Source organism: Streptomyces thioluteus (assembly GCF_039535865.1).
The window spans coordinates 37,801-53,969 of the sequence record NZ_BAAAXZ010000033.1; the positions used below are offsets into that span (position 1 = coordinate 37,801).

Consider the following 16,169-nt stretch of genomic DNA (forward strand, 5'->3'; position numbering starts at 1 on the left):
GGTCCTTCCGCGGGACGGATCTTCGATCCACCGTATCCGCGCCGCGGGTTCAGCGCCGGGCGACGACCAGCGCCGTGGCGATCGCGGCGAGCCCCTCCGCGCGCCCCGTGAGACCGAGCCCGTCCGTCGTCGTCCCGGAGATGTGCACGGGGGCACCGACCGCCGCGGAGAGCACCTCCTGCGCCTCCGCCCGCCGCTTGCCGATCTTCGGACGGACGCCGATCACCTGGATCGCGACATTGCCGATCTCGAAGCCCTCGGCCCGGACGATCCGGGCGGCCTCGGCCAGCAGGGTGACGCCGGAGGCACCGGCCCACTCGGGCCGCCCGGTGCCGAAGTGCGCGCCGAGGTCGCCGACGCCCGCCGCGGAGAACAGCGCGTCGCACGCCGCGTGTGCGGCCACGTCCCCGTCGGAGTGCCCGGCGAGGCCGTACCCCGCGTCCTCCCAGAGCAGGCCCGCGCACCACAGCTCGCGGCCCTCCTCGAAGGCGTGCACATCGGTGCCGATGCCGACCAGCGGCAGGGGCCCGTCAAAAACCGTCATTGGCCCTCCTGCGGGCGATCACGGCCTCGGCCAGCACCAGGTCCAGCGGCCTGGTCACCTTGAAGGCCTCCTCATGGCCGGGGACGACGACCACGGGGGCGCCGAGCCGCTCGACCATCCCCGCGTCGTCCGTGGCGCCCTCGCCGGGCGCGTCGTCGAACGCCCGGTGGGCCTCGTCGAGCGTGCGGCGGTCGAAGCCCTGCGGGGTCTGCACGGCGCGCAGGAGCGCGCGCTCGGGCGTGGCGACGACGGGCTCGGGCCCGTCCTCGCGCGGCTCGACCCGCTTGACGGTGTCGGCCAGCGGCAGGGCCGGGACGACGGCCGGGGCGCCCTCGCGGACGGCGGCGACGACGGCGTCGACCGTGTCGACCGGGACGAGGGGGCGGGCGGCGTCGTGGACGAGGACGACCCCGACGTCGTCGGGCAGCGCCCGCAGCCCCAGGGAGACGGACTCCTGGCGGGTGGCGCCGCCGGGGACGACCCGGACCTCGGTCCGGTCGCCGGCGAGCGGGAACTCGTCCAGCAGGGCCCGCACCCCGGCCGCGTCGTCCGCGGGTGCCACGACGACGACGAGCGAGACCGCGCGGGAGGCCGCCATGGCCCGCACCGCGTGCACGAGCATCGGGGTCCCGCCGAGGGCGCGCAGCGCCTTGGGCGCACCGGGGCCGAGCCGGACGCCCCGGCCGGCCGCGGGAATGACCGCCGCGGTGCGCACGGCCGCCGGAACAGTGGCTCGATCAGACATTGCGTTGGCGTTCAGGTTTGCTTCCTCGGCCGGATTGGGTATGGCCTGGGGGTGCCCCCTGCTCCCGGAGCTCGGGGAGTGCCCGGCGCTCCGCCGCGACCAGCCCCTTCCGTGACGAACTGGTCGGGTCGGCCGCCGGGTGCACAACACCGGCGCCGCCGGTGCAGAGATGCCGCAGCGCCCGTCGGATGACGTTTGTCATCGCACGGGCACCGCGGCACTTCTGCGTCCGGCTGCGTTCACCGCCCGGCACGGCACGTCGATAAGGACGGCGGGGCCGGCACGGGTGCGTCAGGAGGCGAGGACCTCGTCGAGCAGGGCCTCTGCCTTGTCCTCGTTGGTGTTCTCCGCGAGAGCCAGCTCGCTCACCAGGATCTGGCGGGCCTTGGCCAGCATGCGCTTCTCACCGGCGGACAGACCGCGCTCGCGCTCACGGCGCCACAGGTCGCGGACCACCTCGGCGACCTTGATGACATCGCCGGACGCCAGCTTCTCCAGGTTCGCCTTGTAGCGGCGGGACCAGTTCGTCGGCTCTTCGGCGTACGGCGCGCGGAGCACCTCGAAGACCCGGTCGAGCCCGTCCTGGCCGACCACATCGCGCACACCGACGAACTCGGCATTGTCCGCCGGCACCCGAACCGTCAGGTCACCCTGGGCGACCTTCAGCACCAAGTAGGTCTTGTCCACGCCTTTGATCTGGCGAGTTTCGATGGCCTCGATCAGCGCGGCCCCGTGATGGGGATAGACCACGGTGTCGCCAACCTTGAACGTCATGTGACAGGTACCCCTTCCGTGGCTATCCAGTCTAACACGGGAAGTGCGCGTTCTGAATGGCGTTTCCGCAGGTCAGGGCATATCTCGGGGCTTGACAACAGCGGCCGGGACGTGCTGCGGCAGGGTTCCGGAAGCGGGTATTCGCAGGTCGGAGCGGTTGTCCGGGGGAAGCGAAACGAGCACGTTACACGTACCGGAGCGGCCTCGCGAGCGGTCGAACGTCCCGTTTTGCCGGGGTCCGGTCGGCGCACTTCCCGTACTCCGTTCGGGGCGGACGAACCATCGGCGCACCTTCTGCGCGCGGATTACGGAATTGATCAAGCCGAACTTGATCAATTCCGTAACTCACTCCCCTTGGGCCCCGCATTCCTTACCGATAATCCGCCCGTAGGTGTCCTCTTATAAGCCGGTCGTAGGACCCGCGAGGACCGAGTGGACCTTGAGGGGCGGGTCGGGTGCGGGGCCCGTCGGACGGCTCGGTAACCTAAGCGCGCTGACACACCTCTTACTTCGTCCAAGGAGATGCCGCCGCCGTGAGCAGCAGCCTTCGACGCGGCGCTCTCGCCGCCACCGTCCTCGCGCTCTCGATCGCCACGCTCTCCGCCTGCGGGGCGGGGAACGACGCACAGACGCTTGAGGTCAAGCCGGACAACGCCGCAGCCGCGGTCGGTGACATCAAGCTCCAGAACGTCAACCTGATCACTCAGCCGGAGCTCGACGCCACCGGCCCGGCCGTGATCACCGGCCAGCTGTTCAACAACGGTGACAAGGACCAGACGCTGTCGGCGGTCAAGCTGCCCGGCAAGAACGTCACCGTCCAGCTCACCAGCGCCAAGGGCTCGGGCCCGGTCGTCGTGCCGGCCGGCGGTTCCCTGACGCTCGGCGGCAAGGGCAACGCCTCGGCGGTCCTGCCCAGCGGCCGCGAGAGCATCAAGGACGGCGAGCAGCAGCAGCTGTCCTTCGTCTTCAGCAAGACCGGTGACGTCCGCATCGGCGCCTTCGTCGTGCCGGCGACCCACTACTTCAAGGAGTGGGGCCCCTCCGAGGCCCCGTCCGCGCCGGCCAGGAGCGGCCAGCCGGGCAAGCCGGGCTCCTCGGCGTCGTCCACCCCGTCCGGCAAGGCGGAGGACAAGAAGGGCGAGAAGGACGCGGGCGCCAACACCGGTGCCAAGAAGAACGAGAAGAACCGGCAGGCCACGGCCACGCCGGACGCCGGTCACTGATCCGGACACGCGGGAGGGCCGGAAGCCTCGGGCTTCCGGCCCTCCCGCGTATGCCCGTCCGGGCCGGGCCAGGGTCTACGGCTCGAACTTGTAGCCCAGGCCGCGGACCGTCACCAGGTAGCGCGGGGCTCCCGGGTCCGGCTCGATCTTGGCGCGCAGGCGCTTGACGTGGACGTCGAGCGTCTTGGTGTCGCCCACGTAGTCCGCGCCCCAGACGCGGTCGATCAGCTGCATGCGGGTCAGCACCCGGCCCGCGTTGCGCAGCAGCATCTCCAGCAGGTCGAACTCCTTGAGCGGCAGGTCCACCTTGCCGCCGGCGACGGTGACCACATGGCGGTCCACGTCCATCCGGACCGGGCCGGCCTCCAGGGCGGCGGGGGCGACCTCCTCCGGCTCGCCCCGGCGGCGCAGCACCGCGCGGATGCGGGCGACCAGTTCGCGCGAGGAGAAGGGCTTGGTGACGTAGTCGTCGGCTCCTATCTCCAGGCCGACGACCTTGTCGATCTCGCTGTCCTTGGCGGTGACCATGATGACGGGGACGTTGGAGCGGCCGCGCAGCTGCCGGCAGACCTCGGTGCCGGGCAGGCCCGGCAGCATCAGGTCGAGCAGGACGAGGTCGGCGCCGTTGCGCTCGAACTCGTCCAGGCCGTCGGGGCCGGTGGCCGCGACGGCGACCTCGAACCCCTCCTTGCGGAGCATGTAGGACAACGCGTCGCTGAAGGACTCCTCGTCCTCGACGACGAGCACTCGGGTCACGGGATGACCTCCGGTGGGGTCTCGGGCTGGCTCATGGGGGTCACGGGAGGACCTCCCGGGTCGGGAGGCCGGTGTCCGGGCAGTCGTCGCCGATGACGGGCCGGACGCGGTGGCGGTCGCGGACCAGGCCCGCCTCGGGCAGGCGGAGGGTGAAGGTGGAGCCCTGGCCCTCGGCGCTCCAGACCGTGACCTCCCCGCCGTGCGAGGCGGCCACGTGCTTGACGATCGACAGGCCGAGGCCGGTGCCGCCGGTGGCGCGGGAGCGGGCGGGGTCCACGCGGTAGAAGCGCTCGAAGACGCGCTCGCGGTCCTTCTCGGAGATGCCGATGCCCTGGTCGGTCACGGCGATCTCGATGAGGTCCCCGCCGGGGGCGGCCACCCGGCGGGCGGCGATGCCCACCCGGGTGCGGGCGGGGCTGTAGTTCACGGCGTTCTCGACTAGGTTGCCGAGGGCGGCGGCGAGCTGGCCGCGGTTGCCCCAGACGTGCAGCCCGGCGGCTCCGCCGGAGGCCATGGTGATCTGCTTGGTGCCGGCCTGGTGGCGGCAGCGGTCGACGGCCTCGGCGACGAGCTCCTCGACGGCCACCGGCTCGGCGTCCTCCAGCGGGTCGTCGTTCTGCACCCGGGAGAGGTCGATGAGCTCCTGGACGAGGTTGGTCAGCCGGGTCGCCTCGATCTGCATCCGGCCGGCGAAGCGGGTGACGGCCTCGGGGTCGTCGCTGGCGTCCATCACCGCCTCGGAGAGCAGCGAGAGGGCGCCGACCGGGGTCTTGAGCTCGTGGCTGACGTTGGCGACGAAGTCGCGGCGGACGGCCTCGATGCGGCGGGCCTCGGTGAGGTCCTCCACCAGCAGCAGGACCAGGCGCGAGCCCAGCGGGGCGACCCGGGCGGAGACCGCGAGCGCCTCGCCACGGCCGGTGCCGCGCCGCGGGAGGTCGAGCTCGACCTGGCGTATCTCGCCGTCGCGCCGGGTGTCGCGGGCCATCTGGAGCATGGGCTCGACGGCGAGCTTTCCGCCGCGCACCAGGCCCAGGGCGTACGCGGCCGAGCTGGCCTTGACCACGGCGTCGCCCTCGTCGAGCACGACGGCCGAGGAGCGCAGGACGGAGAGCACCGTGTCCACGCCGGGCGGCAGGACCGCGTCGGAGTGCAGGGAGCTCCGGGTGGGGCGAGCCTGGTCGCGCTCGCTCCAGCGGAACGCCAGCATGGCGATCACGCCGGTGCACAGCCCGGCGAGCGCTGCCGCTGCGGCGACGGCCGCGTCCACGTTCATGGCTCCAGGTTATGCGGGCCCACGGACGGGCCCACAGCCAAATGGGGGGCGTCTCGAACACACGTTGCCGAGAGTTCACCTTCAGGACGGCGGTGGTTCACTCCGGGGGTCGGCATCCGTCGAGTTCCGGCCGGATGGTGGAGCCCTGCCCGAAGCGAGAGCCCGAAGCGAGAGAAGGACACGTAATGCGGGACGCGTACCACGAGGAGCTGGATTCGATAGGTGACGGGCTGGTCGAAATGGCCCGGCTCGTGGGCTCCGCGATCGGGCGCGCCACCACGGCGATCCTGGACGCGGACCTCAAGCTGGCCGAGGCCGTGATCGCCGGCGACGCGAAGGTGGACGACCTCCAGCGCGATCTGGAGGCGCGGGCCATCGCGCTGCTGGCCCGGCAGCAGCCGGTCGCCACCGACCTGCGGATCGTGGTGACCTCGCTGCGGATGAGCGCCGACCTGGAGCGCTCCGGCGACCTCGCGCAGCACGTGGCCAAGCTGGCTCGGCTGCGCTTCCCGGACACGGCGGTCCCGCGCGACCTGCACTCCACGGTGCTGGAGATGGGCCAGCTGGCCCAGCGGCTGATGGCCAAGGCCGGCGAGGTGCTGATCACCAAGGACGTGGACCTCGCGCTCCAGCTGGAGCAGGACGACGACGCGATGGACCTGCTGCACCGTGCGCTCTTCCAGCACCTGATGGACGACCGCTGGCAGCACGGCATCGAGACCGCCGTGGACGTGACCCTCCTGGGCCGCTACTACGAGCGCTTCGCCGACCATGCCGTCTCGGTCGCCAAGCGCGTCGTCTACCTCGTCACCGGCGAGCACGCGGACGAGCTGCAGCAGTCCTCCGGGCAGTCCGGACAGGGCGACGCCGGGGAGGCGCACTGAGCGCCGCGCTCACCTCCCCGCGCCCCAATGCGCCCGGTGCGCGCTGAAACATACGTCCAAAGTGCGCATTGACTGCCGACACGCTCAGGCGTTGAGTGGGAGCGAGGCACACCCGATCCCTGCAATCCCGACCCATAGAGGAGGTACCGGATGAGCGGATGCCAGTGCGGCCCCGGGTGCAATTGCGGTTGCCAGCAGGGCGGATCCTGCCAATGCGGTGGGAGCTGCGGCTGACGAACCGCCCACGTCACTCACGGGGAAAGGCCCCCGGCCGGTGCGTTCACCGGTCGGGGGGCCTTCTCGTCGGCAAGGGGTGGCTACTTCTTCTTGCCCTGGTTCTTCACGGCCTCGATGGCGGCCTTGGCGGCCTCGGGTCGAGGTAGGTGCCGCCGGGGGTGACCGGGCGGAAGTCGGCGTCCAGCTCGTAGGCGAGCGGGATGCCGGTGGGGATGTTCAGGCCCGCGATGTCGGCGTCGGAGATGCCGTCCAGGTGCTTGACCAGGGCGCGCAGCCGAGTTGCCGTGGGCGGCGACCAGGACGGTGCGGCCGGCCAGCAGGTCGGGGACGATGCCGTCGTACCAGTACGGCAGCATGCGGACGACGACGTCCTTGAGGCACTCGGTGCGCGGACGCAGCTCCGGCGGGATGGAGGCGTAGCGCGGGTCGGCGCTCTGCGACCACTCGGTTCGTGCCGTCCTCGAGGGCCGGCGGCGGGGTGTCGTAGGAACGGCGCCAGAGCATGAACTGCTCCTCGCCGAACTCGGCCAGGGTCTGCGCCTTGTCCTTGCCCTGGAGAGCGCCGTAGTGGCGCTCGTTCAGCCGCCAGGAGCGGTGGACGGGGATCCAGTGGCGGTCGGCGGACTCCAGGGCCAGCTGCGCGGTGCGGATGGCGCGCTTCTGGAGGGAGGTGTGGACCACGTCCGGGAGCAGGCCGGCTTCCTTGAGCAGCTCGCCGCCGCGGACGGCCTCCTTCTCGCCCTTCTCGTTGAGGTTGACGTCCACCCAGCCGGTGAACAGGTTCTTCGCGTTCCACTCGCTCTCGCCGTGGCGGAGGAGGATGAGCTTGTACGGTGCGTCGGCCATGCCTTCGAGCGTAATGGACCGTGGCCGGTGCCCCGTCCCGGGCGGGGACCGCGCGTGGGTCGGCGCCTCCCGTCAATGGGATGGCGTGCCCATGGCCCGCCTCCGTAAGGTACGGGCCACGGTGTCGGCGCTTACTTCTGGGGGACGCGTGATCGCGCGCATGGGCAGGGCCGCGCGGGGAGAGCGTGGCGGGGCTGCCGCGGGAGTTCTGGTGGCTGTGGACGTCCACGCTGGTCAACCGGCTGGGGTCGTTCGTCTCCGTTTTCCTGGCGCTGTATCTGACCGTCGAGCGGGGGGTACTCCGTCTCCTACGCCGGTCTGGTCGCCGCGCTGCTCGGGCTCGGCGGGGTGGTGGCCTCGCTCGTGGCCGGGGTGCTGACCGACCGGCTGGGCCGCCGCCCGACCCTGCTGGCCGCGCAGCTGTCGACCTCCGCCTCGGTGGCGCTGCTGGCCTTCATGCACGGCCCGCTGTCGCATCGCGGGCGCGGCCTTCCTGGTCGGCCTGACGAGCAACTCCTCGCGGCCGGCGGTGTCGGCGATGATGGCGGACATCGTCCGGCCCGAGGACCGGATGCGGGCGTTCGCCGTCAACTACTGGGCGATCAACCTGGGTTTCGCCTGCTCCGCGGGTGATCGCCGGGCTGGTCGCCCAGTACAGCTACCTGGCGGGCTTTCTCGGCGAGGCCGCCCTGACGCTGGTCTGCGCCGTGCTGTGCTTCCTCAAGCTCCCCGAGTCGCGCCCCGAGCCCGCCGCGCGGGCGGAGGAGGCGGACGGACCGGCCGTGGGACTCGGATCGGTGCTGCGCGACGGGCGGTTCATGGCCGTCACGGGACTGTCCCTCCTGCTCACCCTCCTCTTCCACCAGTCGTCGGTGGCCCTGCCGGGTGTCGATGGGCCGGGCCGGGCTCTCCAGCGGCGACTACGGGATGGCGATGGCCGTCAACGGCGTCCTGATCGTCGCCCTCCAGATCCCGGTCACCCGCCTCATCGAACACCGCGACCCCGCGGCTGCTGCTGACCCCTCTCGGCCGTGCTCGCCGGGGCGCGGCATCGGGCTCACCGGCCTCGCCGGGTCGATGCCCGCCTACATGCTGACGATCGCGGTCTGGACCCTGGCCGAGATCATCAACTCCCCGACCCAGATGGGGCTGGTGACCCGGCTCTCCCCGCTCCACACGCGCGCGGCCGCTACCAGGGCGTGTTCTCCCTGTCCTGGACCCTCGGCGACGTGATCGCCCCGCTGTCCGGCGGCGCGGCCATCGACCGCTTCGGCGAGGGCGCGCTGTGGACCGCGTGCGCCGCGGTCGGCGTGCTCGCCGCCGCGGGCTACTGGACGCTGATGAGGAGCCTGCCGGAGGCGGGCGGGAGCGCGGCCCCCGCCCGCGCCGCCGCGGCAGGACGCTAGCCCTGTTCCCCGTCCCGGGAGTCCCGGGACTCCCGGGTGAGCTTCGTGAACGCCTCCAGGTTGCGCGTGGACTCGCCGCGCGAGGTGCGCCACGCGTACTCCTTGCGGATCGCGCTCGCGAAGCCCATTTCCAGCAGCGTGTTGAAGCTGCCGTCGGCGTTCTCCAGCACGGTGCCGAGGATCGGTCGATCTCGTCCGGCGTCACGGCGGCCAGCGGCAGCCGGCCGACGAGGTAGACGTCGCCGAGCCGGTCGACCGCGTAAGCCACGCCGTAGAGGCGGGTGTTGCGCTCCAGCAGCCAGCGGTGCACGGCCTCGTGGTTCTCGTCGGGGCGGCGCACGACGAAGGCGTTGACCGACAGGGAGTGCTTGCCGACGACCAGCGACACGGTCGTCGAGAGCTTGCGGGTGCCCGGCAGCTTCACGACGTACGAACCGTCGGCCGGGCTCTCCCACTCCAGCGCGGCCTCGCTGAGCGTCCGTTCGATGATGGTCTTCGCGTCGGGCAGAGGGCGATCAGACATGGGGCGAGCGTAGGCGACGCCGCCGTTCGGTGATCGCCTCGGTGTACACACTCGGCCGTGGCGAGGGCCGCCGCGTCCCAGCCGAAGGAGCGGGAGTGCGCCGAGGGCCGCGGCGCCCATCGTGCCCACCAGCTCCGGCGCGTCGGCGAACCGCTCCAGCACCCGCGCGTAGTCCGCCGGGTCGTGGCCCTCGACGAGGAAGCCGCTCGCGCCGTCGCGGACCGCCACCAGGCAGCCCGCCCACGGACGCGGCCAGCACCGGCGTCCCGCACGCCTGCGCCTCCACCGCGACCAGCCCGAACGACTCGCTGTGCGAGGGCATGACGAGGACGGACGCGGCCCTGGTACCAGTCCGCCAGGCGGGCCTGGTCCACCCGGCGGGTGGAACCGGACGACGTCCGTGATGCCGAGCCGGGCGGCGAGCTTGATGCAGCCCCTCGGGCCGGGCCAGGCCGCTGCCGCTGGGGCCCGCCCACCACCGGGACGACGAGCCGCCGGCGCAGCTCCGGCCGCCGCTCCAGCAGCACGGCCACCGCGCGCAGCAGCACGTTCCGGCGCCTTCAGCGGCTGGATCCGGCCCGCGAACAGCGGGATCAGCGCGTCGGCCGGGAGCCCCAGCCGGGCCCGGGCCGCCGCCCGGCCGTCGGCGGGTCTGAAGCGCTCCAGATTGACGCCCGGTGGACCACCGCGACCTTGTCCGGCGCCGCGTCGTAGTGGTGGATCAGCTCGCCGGCCTCGCCCTCGGTGTTGGCGATCAGCCGGTCCGCGCACGGACGATCTGCGTCTCGCCGATCACCCGGGCCGACGGCTCGTGTCGCCCTCGGCCAGCGCCGCGTTCTTCACCTTGGCCATCGTGTGCATCGCGTGCACCAGCGGGACGCCCCAGCGGTCCGCCGCCAGCCAGCCGACGTGCCCGGACAGCCAGTAGTGGGAGTGGACGAGGTCGTAGTGGCCCGGCCGGTGGTTGGCCCACGCCTGCATCACGCCGTGGGTGAAGGCGCACAGCTGGGCCGGGAGCTCCTCCTTCGCCAGGCCCTCGTACGGGCCCGCGTCGATGTGCCGGACGAGCACGCCGGGCGACAGCTCCACGGCGGCGGCAGCTGGCCGGTGGTGGCCCGGGTGAAGACCTCCACCACCTCGATGCCGAGGGCGGCGAGCCGCTCGGCCAGCTCGACGATGTAGACGTTCATGCCGCCGGCGTCGCCCGTGCCGGGCTGGTGCAGCGGCGAGGTGTGTGACGCTCAGCATCGCGACGCGGCGCGGGCGGCGGCGTCTGGCGAAGGGGCCGTTCGCACGGGTGCGGAGCCTGGATGTGTACTGGCTCACGGTCGGGTCCTCCGTCCGCCTGTGGGGGGCGTGCGTTCACATGTTCGGGGTCTAAGCCCTGGAACACGAAGGACAGGTCCCTTTCCTGCTTTACCAAAGGAGTGATGAGAACAGCGCTTACGCTCGGTGCATGGCCGCCTTTCGTATCTTCTCCCGCCGCCCCGCCCGCGTACCGGGCGTCCCGTCGGGTCGGTGCGACGCGCGGCGAGCCTACCACCCGAACAGGCTGCGTGCCGCATGGACCGGCTGGATCGGCCGACGCACGGGGGCTGGCGGGCTGGCGAGGCGGTCCGACCGACCCGTGCGTGCATTCGACCTCGGCTAAGGGGCCTCGCCCTGGACCCAAAGCCGTCGAACTGCTGACGCTCGCTGCGTCAGTGGTGAACGGCGCGGGACGCGGGCCGGTCGGCGCTCGTCGAGAAGACCAAAAAGAAAAAAACCAAGGACGGGCTACCTGCCGGCCGCGGCCGCCGTACGCGCGGGGAACGTCTGAACACTGTACGCCTCACGGCCGTCATTCGAGAGTGGCCGGCTGGGCGCGGGCCGGGCGGCGGCCGCTGCCATGATCACGGGCCGCAACGTGCTGCGGAAAAAGGGTAACTGACCGAGAAATAACTTGAGAGAGCTAGGCTGGCGTGGCCGTCTGGGTCGTAGCGGCTAGGTGGGCGTGGCTTGCTCTCAAGCAATGCCGACGGGGGTGTGCTCGGTGGAGAGGCAGGCGTGGGTGCGCGAGTATAGGCCGGGGCGGGCCTGACGTGTGGTGGCGGTGCTGGGGCCGGTCGAGGGGGCGTTTCGCGGACAGGCGCGGTGACGCTATGCGGGCGACACTCGGCTAGGGCGAGCTGGTGCATGGGCCGCCGGCGGCCGTCTCAAAAGGAGGCGTCTCCGGCCTGAGCGCTATCGGCCTGCATAGGCGGCTTTCATACACGCGAGGATACGTGCTGCGCGGGGAGGTGGCGGTGTGGCACCGCCTTCCTGCGATGCGGACTGTGACCGTGCGACCAAAGAAAAGGAAAGGTGGGCTCGGGCGGCGTAAGGGCGGGCGCTCCTACAGCGCGTACGCTGGGGGCGGCGAGGCGACTTTATGGCCTCTTGGCGTTGTCCACGTGCTGGGTCGCGAGGGGGACACTGGTGCTCAGGGTGGTGGTGAGATCCAGGCGTCGCGGTGGGGGCTCAGGGGGAGGTGTCACGGCTGCGGCTGGCGCATGGTAGTGTGGCGGGCCTGCCGTGGGTGGGGATGAGTTTTTTCCGGCCCGTCATGACGCTCGCCGACGCTAAAAATATAATGCGACGCCGCTGGGGCACTTCCGAGCGCGGGCAGTGGGCTCCGTGTCCCGTCCCTGGGCCCCGCGAGCGGCACGATGAGTGTCGCCGCAAAAAGAAGCTAAGGCCCGTCCTTAAGGCGGATCCTCTGTGAGGGGCTCCGCCGCGGGGAAATCGTGGGGGGGTGGAGGGTGGGGGGGCGGGGAGTTAAGGTGGCGGGGGTTGTGGGGTAGTGGGGTATCATTCCTTGTCCCGCCGCCAGGACCACGGTCTATGGAGGGGCTGTCGGTGCCGGCGCGCCTTCGATAAGCGAACACTCGGCAGCCGTGGGCGCTCGCGTACCTGGGTGTCGTGCCGGCTAGGTGCGTGCGCGTTTGATGTGAAGGAGGCGGAGCACGTTTCGCTTCGTCGGGCGGGCGGCGATCGCTGGGGCGGGGTATATCACCATGTGAGTGATCTCTGCTTCACACACAACTAGAGCGCGGAGAGGGAGGATCCTGGCACAACAAGAGATAGAGACATCGACGCCTCCACGCTCCGTGGATTACTTGCCTTTGTCCGTCATACGGGCTTCGGGCGCGACGTCGTACGTGTCGCGCTGCGGCGTCCTCCACGCGGACGCGAGGGCGTGCACGAGCGCTGGTAGCGGCTGTGGTGGTACTCGGCTATTCAGGGGCGTGGCCTGGCAGGCGTGGCGCCTTCAAAAAAAAAATATCGACCGTGTTGCCTGGGCGGGGCGCGGATGATCCCCGCACGGGACCCCCGTAGGGCTTCCCCGTGCCTTTTTATTTTAGGGGAGGAGTTTTGCAAAGAGGTTGCCCCGCGTTTACGCCGCGTCTTCCCGCTGGGTGCGGTAGCGGCGCGTTGTGCCTAAGAGGTGGCCAGTCAGGGGCGACACCTCCGCGGTGCGGGAGGGGCCTGGAGGGGGCTGGATGAGCACCCTTTCGGTGGGGAACGTGTGCAGGGGGCTGGTTATCATCGGCGGAAAAAACATAAGCTGCAGCGTGTGCATGGGGCGTGGAGCACGTGCGTTCTCCGTTACCACCTGCGTTAGCCCGGAGGGGCGCTACCAATGCGCCCGCTTGACCGTCACCGTTGATCCTTCTGTCGCCCTGACGCGGCACCGGCGAGCTACGGAGTGTTGCCCGTACGGCCGCGACTCACTTTCAGCTGCGTGGTCCATCCGCGCGTCGGAGGGCATCGGGATTCTTTGGACCCAGGATGGGCCGAGAGATCCGAGGCGGGCTGGGCCTGAGTTAGCCCCGCCGGCCGTATTGCCGTGCCCGTAGGGGCAGCCCTCCCTGGGCCTAGGCGCGCCGGGAACACCACGCCGGGTCGAGATGTGTCCCGAGGAGTAGGTCGTGTCTAGCCTGGTCCGCCTCGTGGCCCTTGGGTCAGGCGTTGCCGTTGTGTATAGCGCCGTGCGTACAGGCGGCTGCGGCGCAGGTCGGACTGGGCTGTCCTCAGTGGAGCCACAGAGCCGGCGCGTTCGTGGCGGAAGGTCACCGTCCATGCTGGTCGGCGCCTTTGGCCGGGTGCCAACAGTCGGCCGTATACCTCACACGTGCATGCGGCTCGGCGCTAGGCGCTTATCTCGTCGTCATGCGTCGCTCTTTCCTACGCAGTAGCCACGGTCCGGCGGCGATGGTGCGGTATCCATGTTTGCGCACAGGGCTGCCGCTTCCAGGAAGAGCGTGTAACGGCCACGACGCCGTCGGCTGCGTGCGTAGCTGCCGCAGCACAGGTCGTTGGTCTGCCGCGTAGATCAGCAGCGGAGCCGTACGGGGCCCAGGGGCCGCGCCCTGAGGCACCGTCGAAGCCGCCGTGCCTGGCGAAGTCCGCACGGTCAGTCCTGGCCGAGGGCGGACGTAGGGCAGGCGGGCGGGCCGGGGCGGACTACTGGTTCCCGAGGTGATCTCTAATCTCACGCACGTACGATCGGGCCGGCGTCCGCTGCGCATCATGCGCTAGCTCGCTTTGCGTGATCATATATTCGTTAACGCTCGGCGTATGGGGCCGTAGCGGCGTGTTGTTCGCGGCCGTAGGTAGGGGCCTTGAGGTGGCGACAAGGGGCGACGGGTGCGGCGGTAACCGCGGTCGCATGCCGGCGCTACGGAGCCGTGCGCGTCCGGGCGATCCTAGCTGGTTACGGCTAATCGGCGCTGAGGTCCAGGTTAGCGGTACGGGTGGTTGGGGGTGGGGCGCGCGCGTGACGGCCCGAGAACTCGGGGCCGACAGGGACGCGCCGGTAGTAGCTGCACGCGGGGCTCGGGGCGGTCGGGGAAGGTATATATGGAGTAAACGGCGGCCGACTCGGACAAAACCGAGGCGTTAAGGCGCTAGTTGCTGATTCTGCATCACTCTTGAGTAATAGAGCAAGGAATAATGGGGACACTAGCGTTCCGGCCTTCGTGTTCCGCAGAGGTTGACGCGAAGGCGTCGTACATGGTGAAAGCGCACTAGCGGCCACGCTCAGCAGTGAGGGAGAGAGGGTTGGTATGCTTGAGGTACCGGGGCTGGCGGATGCGGAGGACCTGGGGACGACCGAGTGAGCCAGTAGCAACATGGCCAATGTGCTCCGGCAGTCTTATCCGTGCGAACACGGCCGCGCTTCGCCTAAAGGCACGGAGCGCGCTCCGCCCGCTTGACCAATAGGCGTCAGCTTTATGCTGGAGCGTCCATCAGCACCTCGGCCTGGGGCTGCAGGGGAACACGGCCGGGCTACGGGTGCGAGCGCCGGCGGTGCGATGAACTGTCTACATCGATCGGGTAAGGCGTGGGCCGAGGGGGGGCTGGCTCGACGGCCCATCGGCTATCGAGGTGGAGGCTCTTGCAACGCGTGTCCTATCGTGCACGGCTCGGGCGCAGCTGCCGCGCGGCGCCGGTGGAGGGACTTTGTGCGCCCCGTGCGTGGGCATCGTCCCTGGCTAACTTAATCGACGCGGGCCGCGTAGCGAGGGTGGCTGGGGTGCTTGGGCAGAAGAGCAAGGTATGCGTGTCCTGCTTGCCGACGCAGCTGTGTCGCGCTTCATCCGAGCTAGCCGCGCCGTGATGCTATGGCGTGGCCGTAAGAGCCAGTCTGTCGGCCGGGCCACATTACCAGCGCAGTTGTCGGCCACTCGCTGTTTCCTACTGGCTGTGGCCGGGGCAGCGTCGCTGGCTGGCGCAGGTACGGCGGCTGGGTGCAGTCCCGCTGGTGCTACGCGATGGTCAACGCAGTGACGAGATGGCCCAAAGGGTGGAAGAATAACGCGGCGCTGGACGAGAGGGCTACAAGAACAGCCTGCGCTCAAATAAAAGCCCGTTTAGCCGTCACAGGCGCCGGGTGATCGGGCGTAAGCGCAGGTAATCGTCCTTGGGGCGCGGCGGTACCGGCTGATGTCGTACTCGAACGACCATGGGCGGCGAGGTAGGCGAGGTGCTTTCGAGGGCTAAGGGCTGGATGGGGCAGCTTACTCCAGGCTACACTGACGCAGAAGCGCCGGTACATAGGTTCGGCGAGTGGTCATCACTGGCCGGCTTGCAAATCTGGAGGGCGTCTTCATACCCAGCGCGGACTGGGCCGGTGCGGCGTCCCTTGGGCGGCGCTGAGGGGAGGTGCTGGTTGGGGGCGGCCCCACGCTGGGGAGTCTCTGCCGGCCGACAGCGGCTGATGCCCATGGGCTGTTTGCGGGCCGGATGTCGCGCCGCTGTAAGGGCGTCGGCGGATCTGTGGGCTGCTTAGTGTGCTTACCGTCCTGGTGGCTCAGTGGTTCTGGCTGTGAGCGGTTGGGGCGGCCCGACTGGAGGCATGGTTTGCGCCGGTGTGGGCTCAGAGATCAGTCCGGTGTGCGCGCGGGCTGCGCTGAGGCGGCCGCAGTGGCCTTGGCGGCGCTGGGTCCCGTAGTGGGCTGCTAGGCAAGGGCATGGGCAGGCGCGCCCGCTCGTGCATCTATTGCAGGTTAAAGACGTTGCGTCTCTAAGGGTTCCCGGCACCGGCAGCCGGTGGAGCTATGGGCCCGTTCTGGCAGTGATCTTGGTGCGCGTCGTCATAGCGCTCTCGTGTCATTTCAGCGACGTCAGTCTTGTGGCGTTGGTGCGGTGGTGAAAAAGGACTCGTTGTCTGTACTGTGTACGTCGACAGGGCACCACCGTGCGGGACGGCAGCGGTGTCTGGTGAGGTTCGCTGCTGAGGTACTCGTGGGCGGCTGGTGGCGGCGGTGGCTTGTCCCGGCAGACGGACCGCTTGAGGGGCCGTCTGTCTCTGCGAGTCAGAGCGTGGTCACCCACTACCCGTCGACTGACGCTGCGCTTGCGTGGATGGGCGGTTCGGGGCTAGTCTTTCGAGGACGTGCATTGGTTTCGCAGATATGGATGAAAGGGTGCGGAG

General features: G+C 70.2%; 7 protein-coding genes and 4 pseudogenes. 3 read left to right on the forward strand and 8 right to left on the reverse strand.

What is annotated here, in order from left to right:
- Positions 1 to 49 precede the first annotated feature (49 nt).
- The 3 genes from ispF to ABD794_RS04325 all read right to left on the reverse strand — a co-directional run bounded on the left by ispF (position 50) and on the right by ABD794_RS04325 (position 2,063).
- Positions 50 to 544, reverse strand: coding sequence for a 2-C-methyl-D-erythritol 2,4-cyclodiphosphate synthase (gene ispF / locus ABD794_RS04315; protein WP_344960974.1), 495 nt, complete (start codon positions 542 to 544; stop codon positions 50 to 52).
- Positions 531 to 1,289, reverse strand: a complete 759-nt coding sequence (ispD, locus tag ABD794_RS04320) for a 2-C-methyl-D-erythritol 4-phosphate cytidylyltransferase (RefSeq protein WP_344960975.1) — start codon at positions 1,287 to 1,289, stop codon at positions 531 to 533. The genes ispF and ispD overlap by 14 nt, the downstream gene beginning before the upstream one ends.
- A 291-nt stretch (positions 1,290 to 1,580) precedes the next feature.
- Complete coding sequence (locus tag ABD794_RS04325) at positions 1,581 to 2,063, reverse strand: CarD family transcriptional regulator (protein ID WP_003953493.1); 483 nt, start codon at positions 2,061 to 2,063, stop codon at positions 1,581 to 1,583.
- A gap of 533 nt (positions 2,064 to 2,596) precedes the next feature.
- On the opposite strand from ABD794_RS04325, the gene ABD794_RS04330 reads away from it, so the two are divergent.
- Complete coding sequence (locus ABD794_RS04330; RefSeq protein ID WP_344960976.1) at positions 2,597 to 3,286, forward strand: copper chaperone PCu(A)C domain-containing protein; 690 nt, start codon at positions 2,597 to 2,599, stop codon at positions 3,284 to 3,286.
- A gap of 75 nt (positions 3,287 to 3,361) precedes the next feature.
- Here the strand turns inward: ABD794_RS04330 and phoP are convergent, their stop codons facing one another.
- Together phoP and phoR are read right to left on the reverse strand one after the other, a co-directional pair.
- Positions 3,362 to 4,033, reverse strand: a complete 672-nt coding sequence (gene phoP, locus ABD794_RS04335) for a two-component system response regulator PhoP (RefSeq protein WP_468532994.1) — start codon at positions 4,031 to 4,033, stop codon at positions 3,362 to 3,364.
- Positions 4,034 to 4,082: 49 nt separating this feature from the next.
- Positions 4,083 to 5,315, reverse strand: coding sequence for a two-component system sensor histidine kinase PhoR (gene phoR / locus ABD794_RS04340; RefSeq protein ID WP_344960978.1), 1,233 nt, complete (start codon positions 5,313 to 5,315; stop codon positions 4,083 to 4,085).
- A gap of 185 nt (positions 5,316 to 5,500) precedes the next feature.
- Here phoR and phoU point away from each other — a divergent pair, with 185 nt between their 5' ends.
- Positions 5,501 to 6,199, forward strand: coding sequence for a phosphate signaling complex protein PhoU (gene phoU / locus ABD794_RS04345; RefSeq protein WP_344960979.1), 699 nt, complete (start codon positions 5,501 to 5,503; stop codon positions 6,197 to 6,199).
- A 317-nt stretch (positions 6,200 to 6,516) separates the two neighbouring features.
- Here the strand turns inward: phoU and ABD794_RS04350 are convergent.
- Positions 6,517 to 7,282, reverse strand: a pseudogene (locus ABD794_RS04350) (phosphoglyceromutase).
- A gap of 185 nt (positions 7,283 to 7,467) precedes the next feature.
- Here ABD794_RS04350 and ABD794_RS04355 point away from each other — a divergent pair.
- Positions 7,468 to 8,688 (forward strand): annotated as a pseudogene (locus ABD794_RS04355) (MDR family MFS transporter).
- Here ABD794_RS04355 and ABD794_RS04360 read toward each other — a convergent pair.
- Both ABD794_RS04360 and mshA read right to left on the reverse strand, forming a co-directional pair.
- Positions 8,685 to 9,211: pseudogene (locus tag ABD794_RS04360) on the reverse strand (type III secretion system chaperone family protein). The pseudogenes ABD794_RS04355 and ABD794_RS04360 sit on opposite strands and share 4 nt — an antisense overlap.
- Positions 9,204 to 10,537, reverse strand: a pseudogene (gene mshA / locus ABD794_RS04365) (D-inositol-3-phosphate glycosyltransferase). The pseudogenes ABD794_RS04360 and mshA overlap by 8 nt, the downstream one beginning before the upstream one ends.
- Positions 10,538 to 16,169 lie beyond the last annotated feature (5,632 nt).

What these genes read in the sequence shown, in the direction of transcription:
- ispF (WP_344960974.1), bottom strand. Translation starts at nt 544, where the DNA reads ATGACGGTTTTTGACGGGCCCCTGCCGCTGGTCGGCATCGGCACCGAT.
- ispD (WP_344960975.1), bottom strand. Translation starts at nt 1,289, where the DNA reads ATGTCTGATCGAGCCACTGTTCCGGCGGCCGTGCGCACCGCGGCGGTC.
- ABD794_RS04325 (WP_003953493.1), bottom strand. Translation starts at nt 2,063, where the DNA reads ATGACGTTCAAGGTTGGCGACACCGTGGTCTATCCCCATCACGGGGCC.
- phoR (WP_344960978.1), bottom strand. Translation starts at nt 5,315, where the DNA reads ATGAACGTGGACGCGGCCGTCGCCGCAGCGGCAGCGCTCGCCGGGCTG.
- phoU (WP_344960979.1), top strand. Translation starts at nt 5,501, where the DNA reads ATGCGGGACGCGTACCACGAGGAGCTGGATTCGATAGGTGACGGGCTG.